At 52.7% G+C, this 18,205-nt stretch carries 20 protein-coding genes; 2 read left to right on the top strand and 18 right to left on the bottom strand.

What is annotated here, in order from left to right; translation table 11 throughout:
* On the top strand, positions 1 to 1,011 hold a 1,011-nt coding region (locus AC128V_RS03345), incomplete at its 5' end, for a DUF2834 domain-containing protein (RefSeq protein WP_482763263.1).
* A gap of 141 nt (positions 1,012 to 1,152) precedes the next feature.
* The gene (locus AC128V_RS03350; protein ID WP_482763281.1) at positions 1,153 to 2,106 is read left to right on the top strand and encodes an N-acetylglucosamine-6-phosphate deacetylase; all 954 of its coding nucleotides are present in this window, start codon (positions 1,153 to 1,155) and stop codon (positions 2,104 to 2,106) included.
* Here the strand turns inward: AC128V_RS03350 and AC128V_RS03355 are convergent.
* The 18 genes from AC128V_RS03355 to AC128V_RS03440 all read right to left on the bottom strand — a co-directional run.
* Positions 2,060 to 2,788, bottom strand: coding sequence for a glucosamine-6-phosphate deaminase (locus tag AC128V_RS03355; protein ID WP_482763264.1), 729 nt, complete (start codon positions 2,786 to 2,788; stop codon positions 2,060 to 2,062). The two genes, AC128V_RS03350 and AC128V_RS03355, sit on opposite strands and share 47 nt — an antisense overlap.
* On the bottom strand, positions 2,788 to 3,684 hold the full coding sequence (locus AC128V_RS03360; protein ID WP_482763265.1) for an ROK family protein: 897 nt from the start codon (positions 3,682 to 3,684) through the stop codon (positions 2,788 to 2,790). Before AC128V_RS03360 ends, AC128V_RS03355 begins: the two co-directional genes overlap by 1 nt.
* Positions 3,681 to 5,024 (bottom strand): glycoside hydrolase family 3 N-terminal domain-containing protein, encoded by a 1,344-nt coding sequence (locus AC128V_RS03365; RefSeq protein WP_482763266.1) that lies wholly within the window; start codon positions 5,022 to 5,024, stop codon positions 3,681 to 3,683. Before AC128V_RS03365 ends, AC128V_RS03360 begins: the two co-directional genes overlap by 4 nt.
* A gap of 32 nt (positions 5,025 to 5,056) precedes the next feature.
* Positions 5,057 to 5,902 carry a carbohydrate ABC transporter permease gene (locus AC128V_RS03370; RefSeq protein ID WP_482763267.1) on the bottom strand — a complete coding sequence of 282 codons (846 nt, stop codon included), beginning with the start codon at positions 5,900 to 5,902 and terminating at the stop codon, positions 5,057 to 5,059.
* Positions 5,902 to 6,759: a carbohydrate ABC transporter permease gene (locus tag AC128V_RS03375; protein ID WP_482763268.1), complete on the bottom strand. Its 858-nt coding sequence runs from the start codon at positions 6,757 to 6,759 to the stop codon at positions 5,902 to 5,904. Before AC128V_RS03375 ends, AC128V_RS03370 begins: the two co-directional genes overlap by 1 nt.
* A gap of 91 nt (positions 6,760 to 6,850) precedes the next feature.
* Positions 6,851 to 8,116 (bottom strand): extracellular solute-binding protein, encoded by a 1,266-nt coding sequence (locus AC128V_RS03380; protein WP_482763269.1) that lies wholly within the window; start codon positions 8,114 to 8,116, stop codon positions 6,851 to 6,853.
* 64 nt (positions 8,117 to 8,180) lie between these two features.
* Positions 8,181 to 9,197: an ROK family transcriptional regulator gene (locus tag AC128V_RS03385; protein ID WP_482763270.1), complete on the bottom strand. Its 1,017-nt coding sequence runs from the start codon at positions 9,195 to 9,197 to the stop codon at positions 8,181 to 8,183.
* A 153-nt stretch (positions 9,198 to 9,350) separates the two neighbouring features.
* Entirely contained in the window at positions 9,351 to 10,730 is a 1,380-nt protein-coding gene (locus AC128V_RS03390) for an ATP-dependent DNA helicase (protein WP_482763271.1), read from the bottom strand.
* A complete protein-coding gene (locus AC128V_RS03395; protein ID WP_482763272.1) occupies positions 10,727 to 12,700 on the bottom strand; it encodes a bifunctional copper resistance protein CopD/cytochrome c oxidase assembly protein in 1,974 nt (657 codons plus the stop codon). The genes AC128V_RS03390 and AC128V_RS03395 overlap by 4 nt, the downstream gene beginning before the upstream one ends.
* Before the next feature lie 76 nt (positions 12,701 to 12,776).
* Positions 12,777 to 13,049: an HU family DNA-binding protein gene (locus AC128V_RS03400; RefSeq protein ID WP_482763273.1), complete on the bottom strand. Its 273-nt coding sequence runs from the start codon at positions 13,047 to 13,049 to the stop codon at positions 12,777 to 12,779.
* A gap of 279 nt (positions 13,050 to 13,328) precedes the next feature.
* A complete protein-coding gene (gene rpsN / locus AC128V_RS03405; protein ID WP_482763274.1) occupies positions 13,329 to 13,634 on the bottom strand; it encodes a 30S ribosomal protein S14 in 306 nt (101 codons plus the stop codon).
* Between the two features lie 2 nt (positions 13,635 to 13,636).
* Positions 13,637 to 13,804 carry a 50S ribosomal protein L33 gene (gene rpmG / locus AC128V_RS03410; RefSeq protein WP_173494171.1) on the bottom strand — a complete coding sequence of 56 codons (168 nt, stop codon included), beginning with the start codon at positions 13,802 to 13,804 and terminating at the stop codon, positions 13,637 to 13,639.
* Between the two features lie 10 nt (positions 13,805 to 13,814).
* Positions 13,815 to 14,051, bottom strand: a complete 237-nt coding sequence (rpmB, locus tag AC128V_RS03415) for a 50S ribosomal protein L28 (RefSeq protein ID WP_482763275.1) — start codon at positions 14,049 to 14,051, stop codon at positions 13,815 to 13,817.
* A 121-nt stretch (positions 14,052 to 14,172) separates the two neighbouring features.
* Entirely contained in the window at positions 14,173 to 14,565 is a 393-nt protein-coding gene (locus AC128V_RS03420) for a Fur family transcriptional regulator (RefSeq protein WP_482763276.1), read from the bottom strand.
* Positions 14,562 to 15,407: a metal ABC transporter permease gene (locus AC128V_RS03425; protein WP_482763277.1), complete on the bottom strand. Its 846-nt coding sequence runs from the start codon at positions 15,405 to 15,407 to the stop codon at positions 14,562 to 14,564. Before AC128V_RS03425 ends, AC128V_RS03420 begins: the two co-directional genes overlap by 4 nt.
* Entirely contained in the window at positions 15,407 to 16,198 is a 792-nt protein-coding gene (locus AC128V_RS03430) for a metal ABC transporter ATP-binding protein (protein WP_482763278.1), read from the bottom strand. The genes AC128V_RS03425 and AC128V_RS03430 overlap by 1 nt, the downstream gene beginning before the upstream one ends.
* Complete coding sequence (locus AC128V_RS03435; RefSeq protein WP_482763279.1) at positions 16,198 to 17,166, bottom strand: metal ABC transporter solute-binding protein, Zn/Mn family; 969 nt, start codon at positions 17,164 to 17,166, stop codon at positions 16,198 to 16,200. The genes AC128V_RS03430 and AC128V_RS03435 overlap by 1 nt, the downstream gene beginning before the upstream one ends.
* A 41-nt stretch (positions 17,167 to 17,207) precedes the next feature.
* On the bottom strand, positions 17,208 to 18,205 hold a 998-nt coding region (locus tag AC128V_RS03440), incomplete at its 5' end, for a dihydrolipoamide acetyltransferase family protein (RefSeq protein ID WP_482763280.1).

Below are 18,205 nucleotides of genomic sequence, written 5' to 3' on the forward strand. Positions count from 1 at the left end.
CTCAAGGCCTGGTTTGGCACTTCGGTGGACATGGTGCTGTCAACGGATCTTTTGATTGTTGCCGTGGCGGTGGCGATCTTCATGATCTACGAAGGTCAGCGCTTAGGCATGAAGCGAGTCTGGCTTTACATTGCGCTGAGCGGTGTCACCGCGATGGCCTTTACCTTTCCGCTTTTTTTAGCGATGCGCGATCGAAAGCTAATCGAGCAGCGCTTAGCAGGCGGAACCCTCGAGCGTTTTGATTTTGATGGTCACAAAGTCGATGTCTGGGTGCCAAAAGACCTAAACCCAAAGACGCCAATCTTGGTAATGCACGACGGTCGCAACATTTTCGATGAGCAGGATTCCTTCACCGGTAAGACCTGGGAGGTAATTCCTGCGCTTCGCGATGAAGTTAGAAGCCCAGCCCCGATTGTGGTTGCGGTCTGGGGGCAAAGCGATGACACGAGAATTAGAGAGCTATCCCCAGAGAAGATTGTGCGTGACGACCTGGAGTTCTTCTGGCGGCATATGCCCGAGTCTTACCGAGCAACCGGGACCGAGCCCTTTGGTGACGCTTATGTCTCGCTGTTGGCCGATGCGATTGTGCCGTTTGTGCTCGAGCGCTACTCGGTTGAACACTCCATTGACCGCACCGCTGTAATGGGTGCGAGCATGGGTGGATTGATTTCGATGTATGCAGTTGGGCAAAGACCAGATGTATTTGGAACCGCAATCTGCTTCTCAACCCACTGGGTATTTGGCGAGGATCGAATGGTCAACGGCTTGGTGGCGCAGCTACCTGAACCCGGAAAACACAGGGTCTGGACCGACAGCGGGACCATTGAGGTAGATCAGTACTACCCGCCATTTCACAAACTTGCAGAGCAGAAGCTAATTGAAAAGGGCTATGTCCCAGGAGATCAGCTAGTTACAAGCATCTACCCAAACACCGGTCACCACGAGAGTTACTGGGCTAGAAGGGTGGCAGATGCTCTGAACTGGTGGTTGAAGGCTCCTCCAAGAGACTGATAGCTTTGGAATGTGAAAATTGAGTCGTTAAGGGGTCGAATCCCTTTACCAGGTGGTTTCCAGCCAGTAGAGATTTCCTTTGACAGCAAGATTATTGGCCTTGAAGAGATTGCCGATTCACCGAATTTGCCGATAATTTCGATGGGTTTGATTGATACCCACACCCATGGGAACTCCGGTGTAGCGGTTTCTGCCCGCATGGAAGACTTAGAGGCCATTTCAATGGCTGCCTCTAAGCGTGGGGTTACTCGATCGATACTGTCCCTGGTTTCATCATCAATTGAAGATGAGCTTGCTTGTTTAGAATCCGCAAGCCAACTAGAAGCTGGTCTTGGTGTTATCGGGATTCACCTTGAGGGTCCTTTCATTTCACACAGCAGGCGTGGCGCGCATAATCCCAGCCACATCAGAGACCCTGACGAGAAAGAGCTCAAGAAGATTACTTCGTATTCCAGCCTGGCCTCAATCACCATAGATCCTGCAAAATTCAGTAGCAAACAAATATCTGAACTTTCGAAAGTCTGTGTTGTGGCTATTGGCCACACTGAAGCGAACTACAAGGAATCTCTCAGGGCATTTGATAGCGGGGCGACAGTTCTCACTCACGCATTGAACGCTATGCCGCAGCTTAAGTCGAGAGAGCCCGGTCCGCTTGGGGCTGCCCTAGAATCCGGAGCCTTCGTTGAGATAATTGCAGACGGGGAGCACCTCTCGCCTGTCGTTGCAAAAGCCATAGCGGCTGCAGCTGGGGAAAAACTAATTTTGGTCACAGACAGCATGGCTGCAGCCGGGGCAAGTGACGGAAGATATTCTTTGGGGGGCGTTGAAATAGCTGTAGAGCACGGGGTTGCTCGGAAATTAGACGATGGGGCTCTGGCTGGCTCGACACTCAGCCTGGATCTGGCAATCAGAAACCTTATAACTTGGGGTTTTGCGCCTCACCTTGCACTTAGGGCGGCGAGCGTAAATCCCGCCAAAGCCTATGGGGTCTCTAATTACGATTTCGTTTTGGGCGGAGAGGCTGATTTCGTGGTGTGGGATTCAGATTTCATTGCCCAGAGCGTGTATCAAAGGGGTTTTCTACTAAAGCCATAGCAGCCTCGTCGACAAAAACCGTCAAGTTTGGATGGTCTCGAAGATAGGTAACTGGCGAAGTAGGGATAATTTCACCCTCCAACAAACTTTTTATTGAGTAGGCCTTAGATGCTCCCCTAGCTATCAAAAGGAGCTTCTTGGCCCCCAAAATAGTTCCCACCCCTTGAGTCAGGGCCTTTCTAGGTGCCAATCCGTTGAAATCGGCCCCGTTGTCTTGCCGAGTCTCCAAAGATAGTTCAACAATTCGCGTCAAGGAATCAGGGGCGGAACCCGGTTCATTAAAAGCGATGTGTCCGTTTCTACCAACACCCAAAATTTGCAAGTCCATAGGCTTTGACCGGATTTCCTGCTCAAATAGGTCGCACTCCAGCTCGGGATCTTTGGCGCATCCGTTCGGCACCCGGACCATTCCGGGCTTCAGTCCAAGTGGAATCTCAATGTGTTTTCGAATGTAGTAGGCGAAAGATGCTGGATTATCCTCACAAACTCCTAAGTACTCGTCGAGAGCAAAAGCGCAGGAGAGCCGAGCATTCCAACCAGCATCAGCTAGTCCCCGATACACATCAATCGGGGTGCTACCGGTTGCGAACCCCATGACCCCACCAAAAGGCACATTCTCAATTACAAAATCAACCGCAGCCTGAATTAGGTTTTCCGCTTGGCTGAAGACTTGTACTTTCACTAGATTCCCCCGAGCGCCCCGATGCAAGCTACTGGAGCGTCAAGGGGCATCATTACTACTCGCTTTTCAAGGTGCTTCCCTGAGAAGAGGGGCGAAGAAGCTACGAGCTTCTCAAAGTCGGCCATAACGTGCTCAAAAACCGATTCATTGTTCAGCAACATCCCACCACCGAGAAATATCAACTCAGGATCAATGGTCAGAAAGACTGTCATTAGAGATCGAACCGCATTGCTTTTGAAGGTCTCAAATGCATCAGCGGCGTCTTGGGATTCTCCGGCCAGTGCCACTGCCGAGGAGAAATCTTTTACGTTTGGAAATCTCCTCCCCAACCCGGTCCAGGTTGTTAAAAGCTCCAAGCAGCCAACCTGACCACACTGACATTCATCTGAGTCCGATCCAATTGGGATATGGCCTATCTCGCCAGCGAGGCCCGAGGCTCCGGCCCAAACCTTGCCATTGATTACATACCCTGCTGCTAATCCAGTTCCAAAATTGAGATATGCCAACGAGGACAAGTCCCGATTGAGTTTTGACAGACCCAAGGCGGTGGCGTTCACGTCATTTTCTAGATTGAAAGTGCAATCAAATCGAGATCGAATCGCCTCTCCGAGATCCAGCTCAACTATGCCGAGATTTAGAGAGTTGCGGACAATTTTTGCCACTGTGTCAACTGTTCCAGGTGTGCCAATGCCAATGTGACGCAACACGTAACCGCTTTTCGACACGGCGTCTAAAACGCTCTCGATAGATTCGAGTAGATTTTGCGTTACCTCATTCGCCCCAAAACCACTCTTTCGCTCATCTTCGGCAAGTGTTTTCATCTCTGCATCAAGAACGACGCTGTGGATTTTCGTTCCGCCCAGATCGACACCGACATAAATTTCTTGAGTATTCAACTTTGATTCCTTTTTTGGCGCAATTGTTTAGCTAGAAGTCTTGATTGAGGCAATCCTGAGCCAAAGGTGCAGATGCTTCGTAGTAAAAAGTTTGGCGGAGGTAGTTCCGAACTTATGACCAAAGTTCGCTCGTACAACTCAGGACTTAGATTTTGTTCTAAAACCTTCAGGTCCCCAATAGTCTGAGTCAGCACCACCGAGAGGCCGTCAAAGTTTTCAACTAGTGCCGAAACATCCTGGATCTCACTGAATTCGCAGTCAACGTCGACCATTGGGTACCAGGGGACTTCCCCAATTGCGGGGTTGGCAGATCCAGACATCCGAATCACCTGAGCCTTGTCCTCGAAGAATATCTCGGGCAAAGAATCCGGGTACTCCACAGTCTCTATTGACTTGCTGTGGTGTTGGATGTGTCTATCTACAAAAACCTCGAGTCTTTGAGAGGCCTCGGAAGAGTTGCGATGTGCTGCCTCCTCGTCAACGGAGGCCCATAGTTCTTCAATCTGGTCCAGTTCCTCAACCTGAGTTCGAGGACCCATGCAAACTATATCGACTCCCGCGAGTAGGGCTCTGAGGGCGTTTTCGGAAATCAGAGCCCTTGGCCCCAAGGCACCCATGTCCAGAGCATCGGTAACTATCAAGCCCTCGAAATGGAGTTCCTCCCTCAAGATTTGGACAATTTCAGAACTCAAGGAAGTCGGTTCGCCAATTCCAACATCCAGATGCGCCAGCATGACGGCAGAAGTGCCCGCTTCGATCCCCTTCTTGAATGGCTCAAACTGTGTTCGTCGAAGCTCCCCTAGCCCGCCAGGGGCTTTGGGCAGGGAGGCATGCGAGTCTATGGTCACGTTTCCATGGCCCGGGAAGTGTTTTAGGGTGCTTCCGACGCCAGCCCTCTCATGGCCGACCACAAAACTTGCCACATGACCAGAGACCTCAGCTGAATTAGAGCCGAAGCTCCTCATGCCGATAACCGGATTAAACGGCTCGGAGTTTACGTCTGCAACGGGTGCTAGGTTCAGATTGACCCCAAGACTGCCAAGCAGCAGACCAATTAATTCGCCGTCGCGCTCTGTCAACTGGAGATCATTGGCCCTACCGAGAAATCCATTCCCTGCAAAGCGGCTTCCCGTCCGATAGTCCACTCTTGTGACAACGCCGCCCTCTTCGTCGATGGCGATAATGGCGTCCGGTCCTAGGACGTCTCGAAGATTTCTAACCAACCGCTTCAGCTGCTCAGGGCTCTCAATGTTTTCTCCATAGAGAGCAACGGATCGAAGCCCTCGATCTGCAAGCCCGCTCAGGTAATCAGGAACTTCTGTCCCCTCAAACCCAATCATCACGCGGGAAAGCAGATTAAATCGCCTTAGGGTCACCCCTTCACCGCCCCTGCGACCAGCCCAGAGGTCATTCTCCCCTGCACGATCATGAAGAAAATCAAAACAGGAAGAGTCATGAGAGAGGAACCGGCCATGATTGCAGCCCAGTCGGTCTCGTTGCTTACCTGCTGATAAGTCCTCAGCCAAACTGGCAGAGTCATCATCTCTGGTCGACCGTTGATTACTAGGGCAAGTAAAAACTCGTTCCAGGCCTGGATAAAACCAAAAACCCCTGTCGCAACCAGACCTGGGGCGAGAAGCGGAAGCGTTATGAGCCGGAATGCCTGCTGCCTTGTGCAGCCATCAACCATTGCAGATTCCTCGAGCTCCTGCGGCACTCCATTCACGAAGCCTCTCAGCATCCAGATAGTGAAAGGCAAAACCGTCGCAACATAAACGATTGTCAGTCCAGCAATCGAGTTGAGCAGATTTGCATCATTTATCAGCCTGAATGTTGAGATGATCATTGCCTCTCCAGGGATCATCTGCACCACAAGTATCAGAACCAGGAAGGTTCGTCTGCCTAAGAACTGAAATCTCGATAGAGCGATTGCGGAGAGAAAGGCAAAAGCTAAGGCAAATATGACCGTGAGAATCGTCACTGAAAGAGAGTTGATCAAGGCCGGCATAAAAGCAGCCTGCTGCTGATCAAACAGGATTGTCTCGAAATTTTCTAAAGTAAAGCTGGACGGAAAAAAGCTAGGTGTTTCGCGTCGGGTTAAGCCGTTCGGCGTTAACGCCGTGTTTATCATCCAATAGACCGGAAATACCGAAGCGATGATTACAGCAAAGGCGAACAGGTAGATCGCTAAACTCTTGAGAATCTTCTTGATAGTCACTAGTTCGCCTCACTTATGGTTCGACGAACGTAATAAAAGGAGAGGGCCGACATTAAGACAACCATGATGATGGAGATGGCTCCACCAGTTCCATAATCACCACCGCCCAAAGAAATATTGAAGATGTAGACGCCGAGGGTTGATGTCTCTTCCCTGAGTCCGCCAAGGCCCTGAAGGGCATAAATCTGCGTAAAGACACGTAGGTCCCATATCACCTGGAGGGTTATGACAATCGCAAAAATGGGACGGAGATAGGGAATGATGAGGTTTTGAAATCTCTGAACACCGTTAGCGCCATCGAGCATGGCCGCCTCTCTAACCTCGCCAGGAATCTGGGTCAGTCCGGCATAAATTGTAAATGCGACAAATGGTACAGATTGCCAAGTGATTATCAGGGTCGCAACCGCAAAGAATGAGAGCGGCTGGGCAAACCAAGAATGTCCCAAATAATCCAATCCTGCGAACTCCGAAAGAGCGTAATTGACGACGCCATATTGAGTGTTGAACATCCAGCCCCAGACTATTACCGCGGTCAGCTGCGGCATAGCCCACGCAACTAAGAGGCCGCCCTGCACAAACAATCTCAAGACTTTAGGCATTTGGAACATCACGAGAGCAACTATTGTGCCCAGAGACATAGTCAAGATGACGTTCACAGCTGCAAAAACAATGCTGCGATTGAATACTGCCCAGAACTTATCGTCTGACAGCACGTACTGAAAGTTTTCAACACCTATAAATGGCGCCTCGGCACCGAAAACCTGTGCCCGGCCATATTCCTGGGTCGACATGATTATTAAATTTAGAAGCGGCCAACCGATTATCACAGAAAGTATTACCAGGGCCGGGGCCAGCATGGCCCAGGGTGTAATTGCTTTCCACTTCATGAAAAGTGATCCGATCTGGTGGAGAACCGGCAGGGGCAAGCCCCTGCCGGTTCTGTTTCAGCTACTTGTTGAGAATTGCTTCGATAGCTTCATCTGCTGCGGTAGCCGCAGCCGTGATGTCACTGCCTTGAGCAATCTTGACGAAAAGGTCCTGCAGGATTCCCGCAGCCTCTACGTCAGCCCAGTTTGGAGAAGCTGGGGTTAGCTTCGCATTGGCGGCTGCTGCTGCAACGGCCTTTGGAATTTCGCCGTCACCCAAGGTTGAGCCAAGCGATGTTAGTGCTGGCACTAGTCCGGCATTTCCCAGGATTGTCTGGTACTCAGGGCTGAGCATGATCTTCAATGCGGCCATAGCAAGTTCCTGATTCGCTGAATTCTTAGGAATTGCAATGTTTGAACCGCCGGCAAAGATCTGCGCTGCGCCACCTGACATGCCAGGAAGTGCGAAGGTGCCTAGATCTTCAGCGGATCGCTCGCAAGGAGCATCGTCACGAGGAACAAGCAGTCCGCTAGCCCAGCTTGGGGCAGACAACATGCTGTGCTTTCCTGTGCAGTAAGCAACCCAAGACTCGGCCTCGTCGCCATCCTTAGCTGCCAAAGAAGTGTCCATTGCTCGCTTTACGAGAGCTAGACCCTTCAGAGAAGCTTCTGATGACAATTGGCTGTCCCAGGTTCCACCAGAGTTGACTGCCACTTCGCCGCCGTTTTCCCAGATGTATGGAAGGGAGTTGTACCAGTCCTTACCCGGGAAGTAGACGCCTGAGTTTCCAGTTGCAGCTTTTAGCGCCTCTGCGTTCGAGACGTACTCCTCAAGAGTTGTTGGAACGCTGAGGCCTGCGGCTTCGTAGTCAGACTTGCTGTAGAACACCAAGCGAGCGCCGGAGTAGTAAGGCGCTGCGTAGAACTTTCCGTCATAGCTACCAACTTCAACAAAGCCAGGAAGCAGGTCAGCGCCTCCAAGCTCCTCGAAGCTGCCCGTTAGGTCAGTAAATGCAAGGGCAGAGGTAAATCCTGGTGCCCAAGTGTTACCGATCTCGACAACATCGGGGCTGTCATTGCCAGACATTGCAGTTGTTAGCTTTTCGACCAAACCGCCCCACTCCTGCTCTTCGATTGTCAAAGTCGAGCCAGGATTCTGAGCCTCAAAGGTCTCTTTGAGGTAGTCGCGTGCGGCCTGAGGAGTGTCTCCACCATTTACCCAAACTCGGATATCTCCTGTAACCACTTCAGTGCTAGAAGATGAAGCATCTGGAGTGGTCTCCGCAGCCGCACATCCTGTTAGCACCAAGGTTGAGGCTGCGAGTGCAGCGAGCAAACCTTTCTTCATGCTTGTTTCCTTTCGTATGGCAGGTGCATACCTTGCACCTCATTGTGCAGTTGAGGTATCCACATTAGGAAACCCCCAACACTGCTGACAATGCAAGCGCTGCTGCTCCTAGCAGCACTATGTCATTGCCAAGTCTCGAGAATCGCACCGTTAGGTGCTGGCTAATCTCAGGTAAGGTCACAGATTCAATCTCTCCAAAAAGCGCTGTCAGTAGCCCCTCATGTTCCACCTCTGGATAGGTCGAAATTACAATTTCGGAAAGATTTAGAACACTGGCGATTGGCGCGAGAACCTTTCCCAACAGGGATCCGACCCTTTCGCTATCTTGGGGGTTTTGGCTAAGCAGCGAGGACACTTCCGCCTCAAGGCAACCGAGTTTGCCGCAGCCACAAAGGTGACCGCCAGGTTGGACCACAACATGGCCTAGTTCCCCGGCCGCAAAATTCGATCCAAGGTAGGGGTTGCTATCAAGAATCAAGCCTGCACCTACACCCTGTGAAATGCGAACCAACAGGTGACTGCTATGGCCGCCGCCAAATAGCGCATCTGCTTTTGTCGCTACATTCGCATCGTTTCCAACCCGCACTTCAACCCCAAAACGTTCAGTTAGCCGCGCTTGCAGAGGAAAGTCGTGAAGTCCAAGGGCAGCTCCATCAACCACTTGCCCAAGATTGTCAACGACTCCAGCGGCCCCTAGTCCAATTCCCAGGACTGTTACGTCATGCGCCTCTATTTCAAGCTCGATAGCGGCGATTATGTCTTTGACTAGGGCCTCTGGGTGCATTGGAGCTAACGGAACTGTGCTTGAGCTAAGCACTCTGCCGTAAAGGTCAATCGATGCCGTTCGAATCAACTTGCTGGAAGATATATCGACAGCAATTGCCCTTATTGAGTCTCGATTTAGCTGAACAAGAATCGGTGGCTTTCCAGGCGCGCTGGACCTCTGGGGTTCGGACTCTCGAATTAGACCGAGGGCATTCAATTGAGCTACCACATCGGAGACAGTGACCTTGGTCAGGCCGGTCAAACGAGCGATTTCAGCTCTCGAGAGTTCTCCGAAGTGATAAATCGTTCGAAACACTTCGACGCGACTTGGCGCAGACCTGAAGAACTCGGCAAGTTCTTTCGAAGCGGAGTTCGTGCTGTTTTGCGTCAACATATAGTTAGTAAATACAACTAACTAACTAACTTGGGCAGATTCGATCAAAAGTTACACAAAAGAAATCTCACTGGCCTAGAAGGGTGGCAGATGCTCTGAACTGGTGGTTACGCTCTGGCCCCCGGACATAAACCGAATTACATCCTGATCGACCATCACATCGGCCATAGTTATCGCTCTGGTGAGATACAGGCCTTCTAGCGCGCGAACTCTCGATAGTGCCACGTAGGTTTGCCCAGGGGAAAACGCACCGCGACCCATGTCAATCTGCACCTCGTCGTAGGTTTGGCCTTGGGACTTGTGGATTGTGACCGCCCAAGCCAAACGCAGTGGAATTTGCTTAAACTCAGCCAAGGTAATCGGGACCAGGGTTTCTTTTAGCTTGCCAGAGGCTTCGTCGAACTCTTCCTCGACCTCGTAGCGAATCTTTTCCCAGGTCGCAGGGCCAACATCAAACTGCTCACCATCGACATCCACCACCACAATGCCTGACTTTGGTAGGTCAACAACGTGCCCAATGGTGCCATTGACCCAACGCTTGATGGTGCCGCCAGTCGGTGCCTTCATCATCGATGAGTCATCGTTTTTGATAAACATCACCTGAGCACCGACCTTGAGCTGCAGATCAGTCTCTGCCGGTAGTGTGCGGCCGAAGATCTTGGCCGCATCATCGGTGTAGCTGGCGCGGAAGTTCTTTGGTTCTAGGGTGATCAGGCTCATGCGTTGCGCGTTTACCTGGTTAACGGTTGCGTTGATGGTGGCAAGCTTTATGACATCGGGGTGCGGCGGGAACCTATTTCCGGCCTGGTTTATGCGATTGAGCATCTCCTGAGTGACTGAGCCATCTCTAATCGCATTGAGAATCTCTTTGAACTCAGCGTCTGATTGCCTAAAGATCTCACCGAGCTCGAAGCGCTCAAGATCAGAGTTTCTCCAGACGTGGGCATCGAAGAACCAACCGGATTGGTAGTTCTCGGCCATGTATGCCCGCTCACTGGGGTCCTGAGGGGGCACTGGAGCCAATTGGTAAGGATCACCGAACATCACCAGTTGTGCGCCACCAAATGGCACACTGCGCTTTCCACGCGCGATTCGCAAGGCTCGGTCGATCGCGTCCATCATGTCGGCCGAGACCATGGACACCTCGTCGATGACCAACATGTCCAAAGCCTTTAGCACGTCCCTGGTGCGGCGATTGAGGTGCTTACCGATGTCAACCTCACCCAAGACCCCAAACGGGAAGGTGAAAAGCGAGTGGATGGTCACGCCACCAACGTTGAGGGCCGCAACACCGGTTGGCGCACAAACCGCGAAGCGCTTCTCAGTATTGGCAGTTAGGTGAGAAAGCAGAGTTGATTTACCGGTCCCGGCGCGGCCGGTAACAAAAACGTGGGCATCGGTTTGCTCGATGTATTCAAATAGCGACTGCTGTTCGCCGGATAGCTCAATAATCATCGGCGTTTATCCTGTCGCTTTGCTCGCTCTTCGAGCATCTTGTTGTAATCCTCAACATCTTGGTTGCCACCGCGGTCAGATGCTCGATCTAGCCTGCGACGTTCGCGAGCATCACTCTGGGACCACTGGTAGACAACCACAAGGGTAATTATCAAAGTTGGAATCTCTCCCACACCCCAGGCAAATGCGCCACCAATTGCTTGATCCGCTAGCGGATCATCGCCCCAGGTTCGACCCATCGAACCAAACCAGTCGGCTAGCAAAAGACTCTTCTCGTTCATAAGTCCTAAGCCAAAGAAGGCGTGAAAGGCCATGGTGCCAATCAAAAGCATCAGCTTCACCGGGAAAGGTGGCTTGTGGGGCTGTGGGTCGACCCCCATAAGCGACTGCACAAACAAGTAGCCGGTAATCAAAAAGTGCACAATCATCCACTGGTGCCCCAGGTGCTGCTCGGTAGCCCACCTAAATAGCGGCGTGTAGTAGAACATCACCAGCGAAAGCGCGAAGTTGAGCCCTGCGAATACCGGGTGGGAGATCAACCAGGCGTAAGGTGTGTGAACTGCCCAGAGTGCCCACTCCCGCAAGCCTTTAGAACCGTCGGTTCTAGGTGCTTGCGCCCTTGAAAGCAAAGTGACTGGGGCACCTGGAACCAATAACACCGGAATCAGCATGCTCAGGATCATGTGTCCGACCATGTGAACCGAGAACAGGTACTCCTGATAAGCATTTGGCGCTCCGTTGGTGACATAAAGAAGCACCAACATACCTGCCACCCACGACAGGGTTCTTGACACCGGCCACTTATCGCCTCGGCTGTGAAGGATTCGCACCCCGTTCAAATAAAGCGCGATGGCCAAAAGCGAAACCGTCAGCCACAGAATGTCGAAATCCCACACCGTGACCCAGGACAACTCGGTTAATTCCGGTGGCAGCAGGTCGCCGGTCAGAATCTGGGCGGGAGTTAGCGCTTCGAACTGCTTGGGGTTTATTGGAGGAGCGGTTCTGGCAAGCGCGGTCGCAAGGCCAAGTGCTACGCCCATGACCGCAACCTCGACACCTACGATTCGAATAAAGCTCTTGGATCCAGTTTCGATGCTTCGAATCAAGCGAAGCCTGTGCCAAACACCAAAGAGACCAAGCAAAACCAAGATGGCAGCCTTTGCCATCAGCAGCAGTCCGTAGTTGGTTAGCAGGTCCGAGGGCTGGTAGAGCCTGATGAAACCTCCGGTGAGACCGGAGACTGCGACCAAGATAAAGGCGAACAGCGCCAGCGTTGAATACCGCTTGACCAGTACCAAGCGCTTTTGAGAATCGTCGAAGTAGATCGAATACAGCGCAACCAAGCCACCCACCCAAACCGAGATGCCAACTAAGTGCATAAGCATCGAGTTCACCGCGACCGCGTGACCAATGTCGCTGGAGGCGTGACCTGATTCGGCAAGCGGGTAAAGCCCAGCAATAGCAATGGCCGCGTTGACCGCGATCATCCGGCCGGAGGGAAACATGATGGTGCTCAGGCTTGCGACAAAGGCGAAGCCTAGGTTCCAGGCCAAAAGGACGCCAAGCTCGATCTCGCTGGCAAAGAGCCAAAGGCCTTGGGAGAACTCAGGTCCATAGCTGATTGTGATGCCGGCGGCCGAGAGATAGGTCATTACAAAGTAGATTGCTGCGGAAAGTAGCCAGATGGCTGCGGACCATGACGCTAGCGGCTGGAGCCTGCGTTGCTGGTCTGGATTAGCTGCGAAGGCGGAGAAGACCAAAGTGCCAATGGTGATGGCCATGCTGAAATTCATGATCAGCTTCACAATTGGTGTGCCCCAACGAACTACGGCACCTGGGTCCGTGAATTGACCAGGCAGAGCGCTCTGGGTTAGGACAACCGCAATCAACACCGTGACTAGCGCGGTTAGGGAAGCTGCGGCAAGAACTTGCAAAGATCTGCGGGCAATACTGAATGATTTATCGCTCACCTGACAACCCTAAACCTTGAGAATAGGAAAGCGGCGCCGGGTAAACCCGAGCGCCGCTTTCGAAGGTTTTTGCTAATTACTTAACTGCAGCCTTTAGCTTGCTACCTGCAGATACCTTTACGGTGTTTGCGGCAGCGATCTGGATGGTTGCACCAGTCTGAGGGTTGCGACCAGCGCGTGCTGCACGGCGGCCCTTGTCAACGCTTAGGTAACCAGGAATGGTGACCTTGTTACCCTTCTTGATGGATGCACCAATGGTCTCAAACATTGCGTCGATAACGCGGCCTACGGCTGCCTGGGACTCACCAGTGTGCTTTGCAACTGCTGCTACGAGCTCACTCTTGTTCATAATGTCCTCCTGGACGTTGTGGGACAGGATTGTCGAATTCAACCTAATGCCCTAAATCCCTTGTCATTGCTTATGTCTCGGCGTGTTGCATGCCGGCAACTAGCGACTTTTCCGCGAAATCTCGGGGAATTGGCCATTCGAATCATGCTCCAGGACAACTCAACCCCTGAAAAGAGATGTCTTCCCCGCCCTGCGAAAGCTCCAAACCAACAGGGCAGAAACACTAAACCCGCCCTCAAAAGGCAACTGGGCCTTGGGGCGGGTCTAGTTAGAAAATAATTACCAGCTGGACTTGGTGATACCAGGTAGCTCACCCTTGTGAGCCATGTCACGGAAGCGAACACGGCTGATTCCAAACTTGGAAAGTACACCACGTGGGCGACCGTCAACTAGGTCACGGCTGCGAACGCGCACTGGGCTTGCGTCCTTTGGCAGCTTCTGCAGACCCAAACGGGCTGCTTCCTTCTGCTCAGCGGTGGAAGTTGGGTCAACCAAAGCCTTCTTTAGAGCTAGACGCTGTTCTGCGTAGCGCTCAACGATTACTTTGCGCTGCTCGTTCTTAGCGATCTTCGACTTCTTAGCCATTTTTAGCGCTCCTCGCGGAATTCAACGTGCTTGCGCACTACTGGGTCGTACTTCTTCAGAACGATACGGTCTGGGTCGTTGCGACGGTTCTTCTTGGTCACGTAAGTGAAACCAGTGCCGGCGGTTGACTTCAGCTTGATGATTGGACGGATGTCCTTGTCCTTAGCCATCTGTATCTTCCTAGATCTTCTCGCCGCGAGCTAGTAGCTCAGCGATTACGGACTCGATGCCACGAACATCAATTACCTTGATGCCGCGTGCAGAAACGTTCAGGGTCACCTTGCGTCCCATGGATGCGACAAAGTAGGTCTTCTTCTGGATGTTCGGGTCAAAGCGACGCTTGGTCTTGTTCTGAGCGTGCGAAACCTTGTGACCGAACTGTGGACCAGTTTCAGTGACCTGGCAGTAGGCTGCCATTTCTCCTCCTAGGGGCGTGTTTACCCGAAGCTTATGTTGGGGTTTGTTAGGACCTAAGCCCGTACAACCCCCCAAGTTTAGGAGAAACGGGGGCTAGAAAGCAAGTCTTGATTTACAAAAATCAATCCACCACGCCACATTGAGCACAAATCCCAAACAGTTCGATGCTGTGACTGACGTCTTTGAAGCCGTGGGATAGGGCAAGTTGGGCAGCTGCCGCCTCAAATCCAGCCAATTCAAATTCCACAGCTTTGCCACACTCTCGGCAAATCAAGTGGTGGTGGTGGTCAGTTCCACAGTTGCGGTATTTGTTTTCGCCATCTGAAGCTGCCAAAGAGTCGGCTTCTCCGAGCGCGACTAAATCCGTTAGCGCTCGATAAATAGTGGTGAGTCCGATCTTCTGGCCCTGCTGGGCTAAAGCCTGGTAGAGCTCCTGTGCTGAAACAAAGCCTGAGGCTGAAGCAAGTGCTTCTCTAACCGCGGTCTTCTGCCAAGTTGAACGTTTCTGGGTCACCTGGTCACCGCCAACTTCTTGCCAACAGCCTCAACTATGCGAGCGATTAGGTAAATCGTGAACGAAATCGTTGTTACATAGGGGCTAATTGGCAGCGAGGAACCAAGCGCCAGCAATATGCCACCTAGCATGCTGACCGCGGCGAACACCACGCTCAAAATTGGCACCCAGAGCTGGCTACTGCTCAATCGAAGCGCTGCAGCAGCAGGAGTGACCAATAGCGCAAGCACCAAAAGTGCTCCAACCACCTGAACCGCGGCCGCAACCGCAAGTCCGAGCAGCATCACAAAACCAATGCCGAGCGCTTTCACTGGCACGCCTCGAGCCATTGCTACCTCTGGATCGAGCGAAGCAAAGCTCAACGGCCGCCAAATCACCAGCATCGAAACCACAACCAACAGAGCAATGCTAAACATCGCAAATAGCTTTGGGTCGTCAACCGCAACGATTTGGCCGGTTAGCAAACCGAACTTATTCGCCGCCCTACCCGGATAGAGCGATAGCGCGAGGATGCCAAGACCGAGGCCGAAGGGCATCAGAACCGCGACTATGGAGTTGCGGTCCTTGGCTCGATCACCCAAAAAGGCGATTATGCCGGCGGCAAGCAAGGAGCCGAAGATGGAACCAAAGACCACATCGAAACCAATGAGCAGGGCGATTGCAGCTCCAGCAAAGGAAAGTTCTGCGATGCCGTGAACGGCAAAGGAGAGCTCACGGTTCATAACAAAAACCCCAACCAGGCCGCCGATCAGCGCAAGCAATACTCCGGCAAGCAAAGAGTTGGTGACCAGCGGCAAAAGCCTGTCGTAGTCCGAGAAGTTGATGATGTCAGAAAAATCCATTACAACCACTCCTCTGCCTCGTGGTGGTCGTGATCGTGGGCGCCAAGCACGACAACGCGGCCCTGGTTTCTAACCACGTCGATCTCGGTGCCGTATAGCTCACTTAGGACATCAGACTGCAGCACCTCATCAGCGGTGCCAATCGAATAGCGACCCTGAGCTAGGTAGAGCACTCGGTCAACAAAGTCGATGATTGGGTTCACATCGTGGGTGACAAACAAAACCGCAGCGCCAAATCGCTCACTCTGCTGATGGATCAGCTCGCTGACCACCTGCTGGTGGTGCAGGTCCAGGGCACTCAGCGGCTCATCGGCCAGAATCAGCTTTGGGTGTGAAATCACAGCCTGGGCAACCCTGACGCGTTGGATCTCGCCACCGGAGAGTTCACCAATTGGGGTTTGGGCAAGGTGAGCGGCATCAACCTGGGCTAATGCCTCAAAGGCTAAAGCCTTTTTCTTGGTTGATGGCAAAGGTAATCCGAAGCTGTGACCATCGAGACCAAACCGCACGGCGTCCACCACCTTCAGCGGCAAACCTGTGTCAATGACACGTTGCTGGGGGACATAGCCAATCTGGGTATTGCCGTGCCTGGAGGGTTTACCCAAGAACTCAATCGAGCCGGAACTAAGTGCCTGCTGGCCCAAGATGCTCTTGAGCAACATCGACTTTCCAGAGCCATTTGCCCCAATCACCGCAACGAATTCACCGGGTTGGATATCCAGGTTCAGGTCATGCCAAACCACCCGCTGGTCAAATGCCAGCGATGCGTCTTTGACAGACAGCAATGCCACTAGTAAACGGCCTCTTGGATCTGGTCTAATACCTGGTTCATCCAGTCGAAGTAGTTCATGCCAGCTTCTGGAATCAGCTCACTCAACTGAACTACTGGGACACCTTCTGCTTCGGCAAGCTTTCGAAGTCGCTCGGAAACCTGGTCCTCGACTTGAGCGTTCGTGATCAAAATTGCAACCAGGTTGTTCCTGATCAAAGTCTCAGCCTGAGCGAGCGCCGCAGGTGGAACCTCGGTCTCTTCCTCGATTGCATCGGCTAGCGCCTCTGGGGTTAGGTTCTCAAAACCAGCGTGCTCCAAAAGCAAGTTACCTACGCCCTCGGTGGCTAGTACTCCTAGGCCAAGAGAGTGACCGGCTAGGCCTTCAAGACGGGTTTCGAGGTTGTCTAGTTCGATCTTGAAGGTGTCAAAGTTCTTATTCACATCGGTAAACGACTCAGGTCTGATGTCAGTCAGCGCAGCCACGAAGGCTGCCGAGAAGTCCTCAACGGAGTGAAAGTCATACCAAACGTGCTCATTGGCGTGGTCGTGTGAGTCGGCGTGAGACTCGGTCTCACCTGTTGATTCGACCTCTGGCACCGCCTCAACAACAAGCCTTGCAGTCTCGGCAGAATCGACCAGGATGTGCATGAACTCGTCGTAGCCGCCGCCGTTCATGACAATCAGCTCTGCGTCATTTACCGCCAGCTGGTCGCGAGCGGAAGCTTCGTATGAATGTGGGTCTTGCATTGGGTCATCCAAGATCACGGTGACCTCTACCCAGTCGCCACCTAGCTGCTTGGCGATATCTCCCCAAACGTTGGTGGTGGCAAGCACCTTCACAACACCGGTCGGACCGGTTCGAGTGATCTCAGGAGAGGATGAGCTGCCATTGGTGGCTCCGGGGTTGAAAATGCCCGGTGCGATTACAAAAACAGCTAGCAGTCCTGCAACAGTTGCGGCGATTAGGCCAAAAATCCATTTCTTCATGCTTCAACAATACGCTTATTGAAAATGAATGTCAATTGCAATTAGTCGAGGAGAAGTGCTGGTTCCTCGATAACGCTTGCTACATCCTGAACAAACCTGGATGCGACGTCGCCATCCACCACGCGGTGGTCGAAGGTAGCTCCGATGGTGGTTACCTGGCGGATCACAATCTCATCCTCGACAACCCATGGCTTCTTGCGAATCGAGCCCAGAGCCACAATTCCCACCTCGCCCGGGTTCAAGATCGGCGTTCCGGTGTCCACACCAAAGACACCGATGTTTGTGATGGTGATGGTGCCATCTCGCATGTCCTCAGGGGTGGTTTTACCGTCTCGAGCAGTTGCTGCAAGCTGCTCGAGGGCCTGAGCCAGCTCAATCATGCTCATGGTGTCGGCGTCTTTGATGTTTGGAACCATCAAGCCTCTAGGGGTAGCTGCCGCAATACCTAGGTTCACGAAGTTGTGAACGATGATTTCCTCATCGGTCCAGGTCGAGTTCACCATGCGGTTGCGTCGAACCGCCCAGATAATGGCCTTGGCCATAATCAAGAGCGGAGTCACCTTGATGCCCGCAAAATCAACCGAGTTCTTGAGGCGCTTGACGTATTCCATGGTTCTGGTGGCGTCAACGTCCACGAAGATGCTCACGTGAGGGGCGGTAAATGCGCTCTTCACCATGGCACTTGCGATCGCCTTGCGAACACCCTTGACCGGGATGCGCTCTTCGCGCTCCGAAGGGGCCTGCGGGGTAGTGAGGTTCTTGAATACTGAGGCCTGGGATGCCGAGCCAACTACATCTTCGCGAGTGATCTCGCCGTGCACGCCGGTGCCTGTGACATTCGCTAGTTCAACGCCTAATTCCTTGGCAAGCTTGCGGATCGGTGGCTTCGCCATCACGCTGTCGCTGGCTGCCATTGACCTGACCATTGAAACTGGAATCGCTGTGGTTACTGGCGAAACAGCTGCGATGGCCCTGCGGCGGCGGGACTTTGAATCTCCGGCATCGCCATAACCGACCAGGGTCGGAAGCTTGTACTCGG

This window comes from Aquiluna sp. (genome assembly GCF_965064355.1).

Coding starts and splice junctions, on each gene's coding strand:
- AC128V_RS03350 (WP_482763281.1), top strand. CDS start 1,153: ATGGGTTTGATTGATACCCACACCCATGGGAACTCCGGTGTAGCGGTT.
- AC128V_RS03365 (WP_482763266.1), bottom strand. CDS start 5,024: ATGATTGGGTTTGAGGGGACAGAAGTTCCTGATTACCTGAGCGGGCTT.
- AC128V_RS03375 (WP_482763268.1), bottom strand. CDS start 6,759: ATGCTGGCCCCGGCCCTGGTAATACTTTCTGTGATAATCGGTTGGCCG.
- AC128V_RS03380 (WP_482763269.1), bottom strand. CDS start 8,116: ATGAAGAAAGGTTTGCTCGCTGCACTCGCAGCCTCAACCTTGGTGCTA.
- AC128V_RS03390 (WP_482763271.1), bottom strand. CDS start 10,730: ATGATTATTGAGCTATCCGGCGAACAGCAGTCGCTATTTGAATACATC.
- AC128V_RS03400 (WP_482763273.1), bottom strand. CDS start 13,049: ATGAACAAGAGTGAGCTCGTAGCAGCAGTTGCAAAGCACACTGGTGAG.
- rpsN (WP_482763274.1), bottom strand. CDS start 13,634: ATGGCTAAGAAGTCGAAGATCGCTAAGAACGAGCAGCGCAAAGTAATC.
- rpmG (WP_173494171.1), bottom strand. CDS start 13,804: ATGGCTAAGGACAAGGACATCCGTCCAATCATCAAGCTGAAGTCAACC.
- rpmB (WP_482763275.1), bottom strand. CDS start 14,051: ATGGCAGCCTACTGCCAGGTCACTGAAACTGGTCCACAGTTCGGTCAC.
- AC128V_RS03425 (WP_482763277.1), bottom strand. CDS start 15,407: ATGGATTTTTCTGACATCATCAACTTCTCGGACTACGACAGGCTTTTG.
- AC128V_RS03435 (WP_482763279.1), bottom strand. CDS start 17,166: ATGAAGAAATGGATTTTTGGCCTAATCGCCGCAACTGTTGCAGGACTG.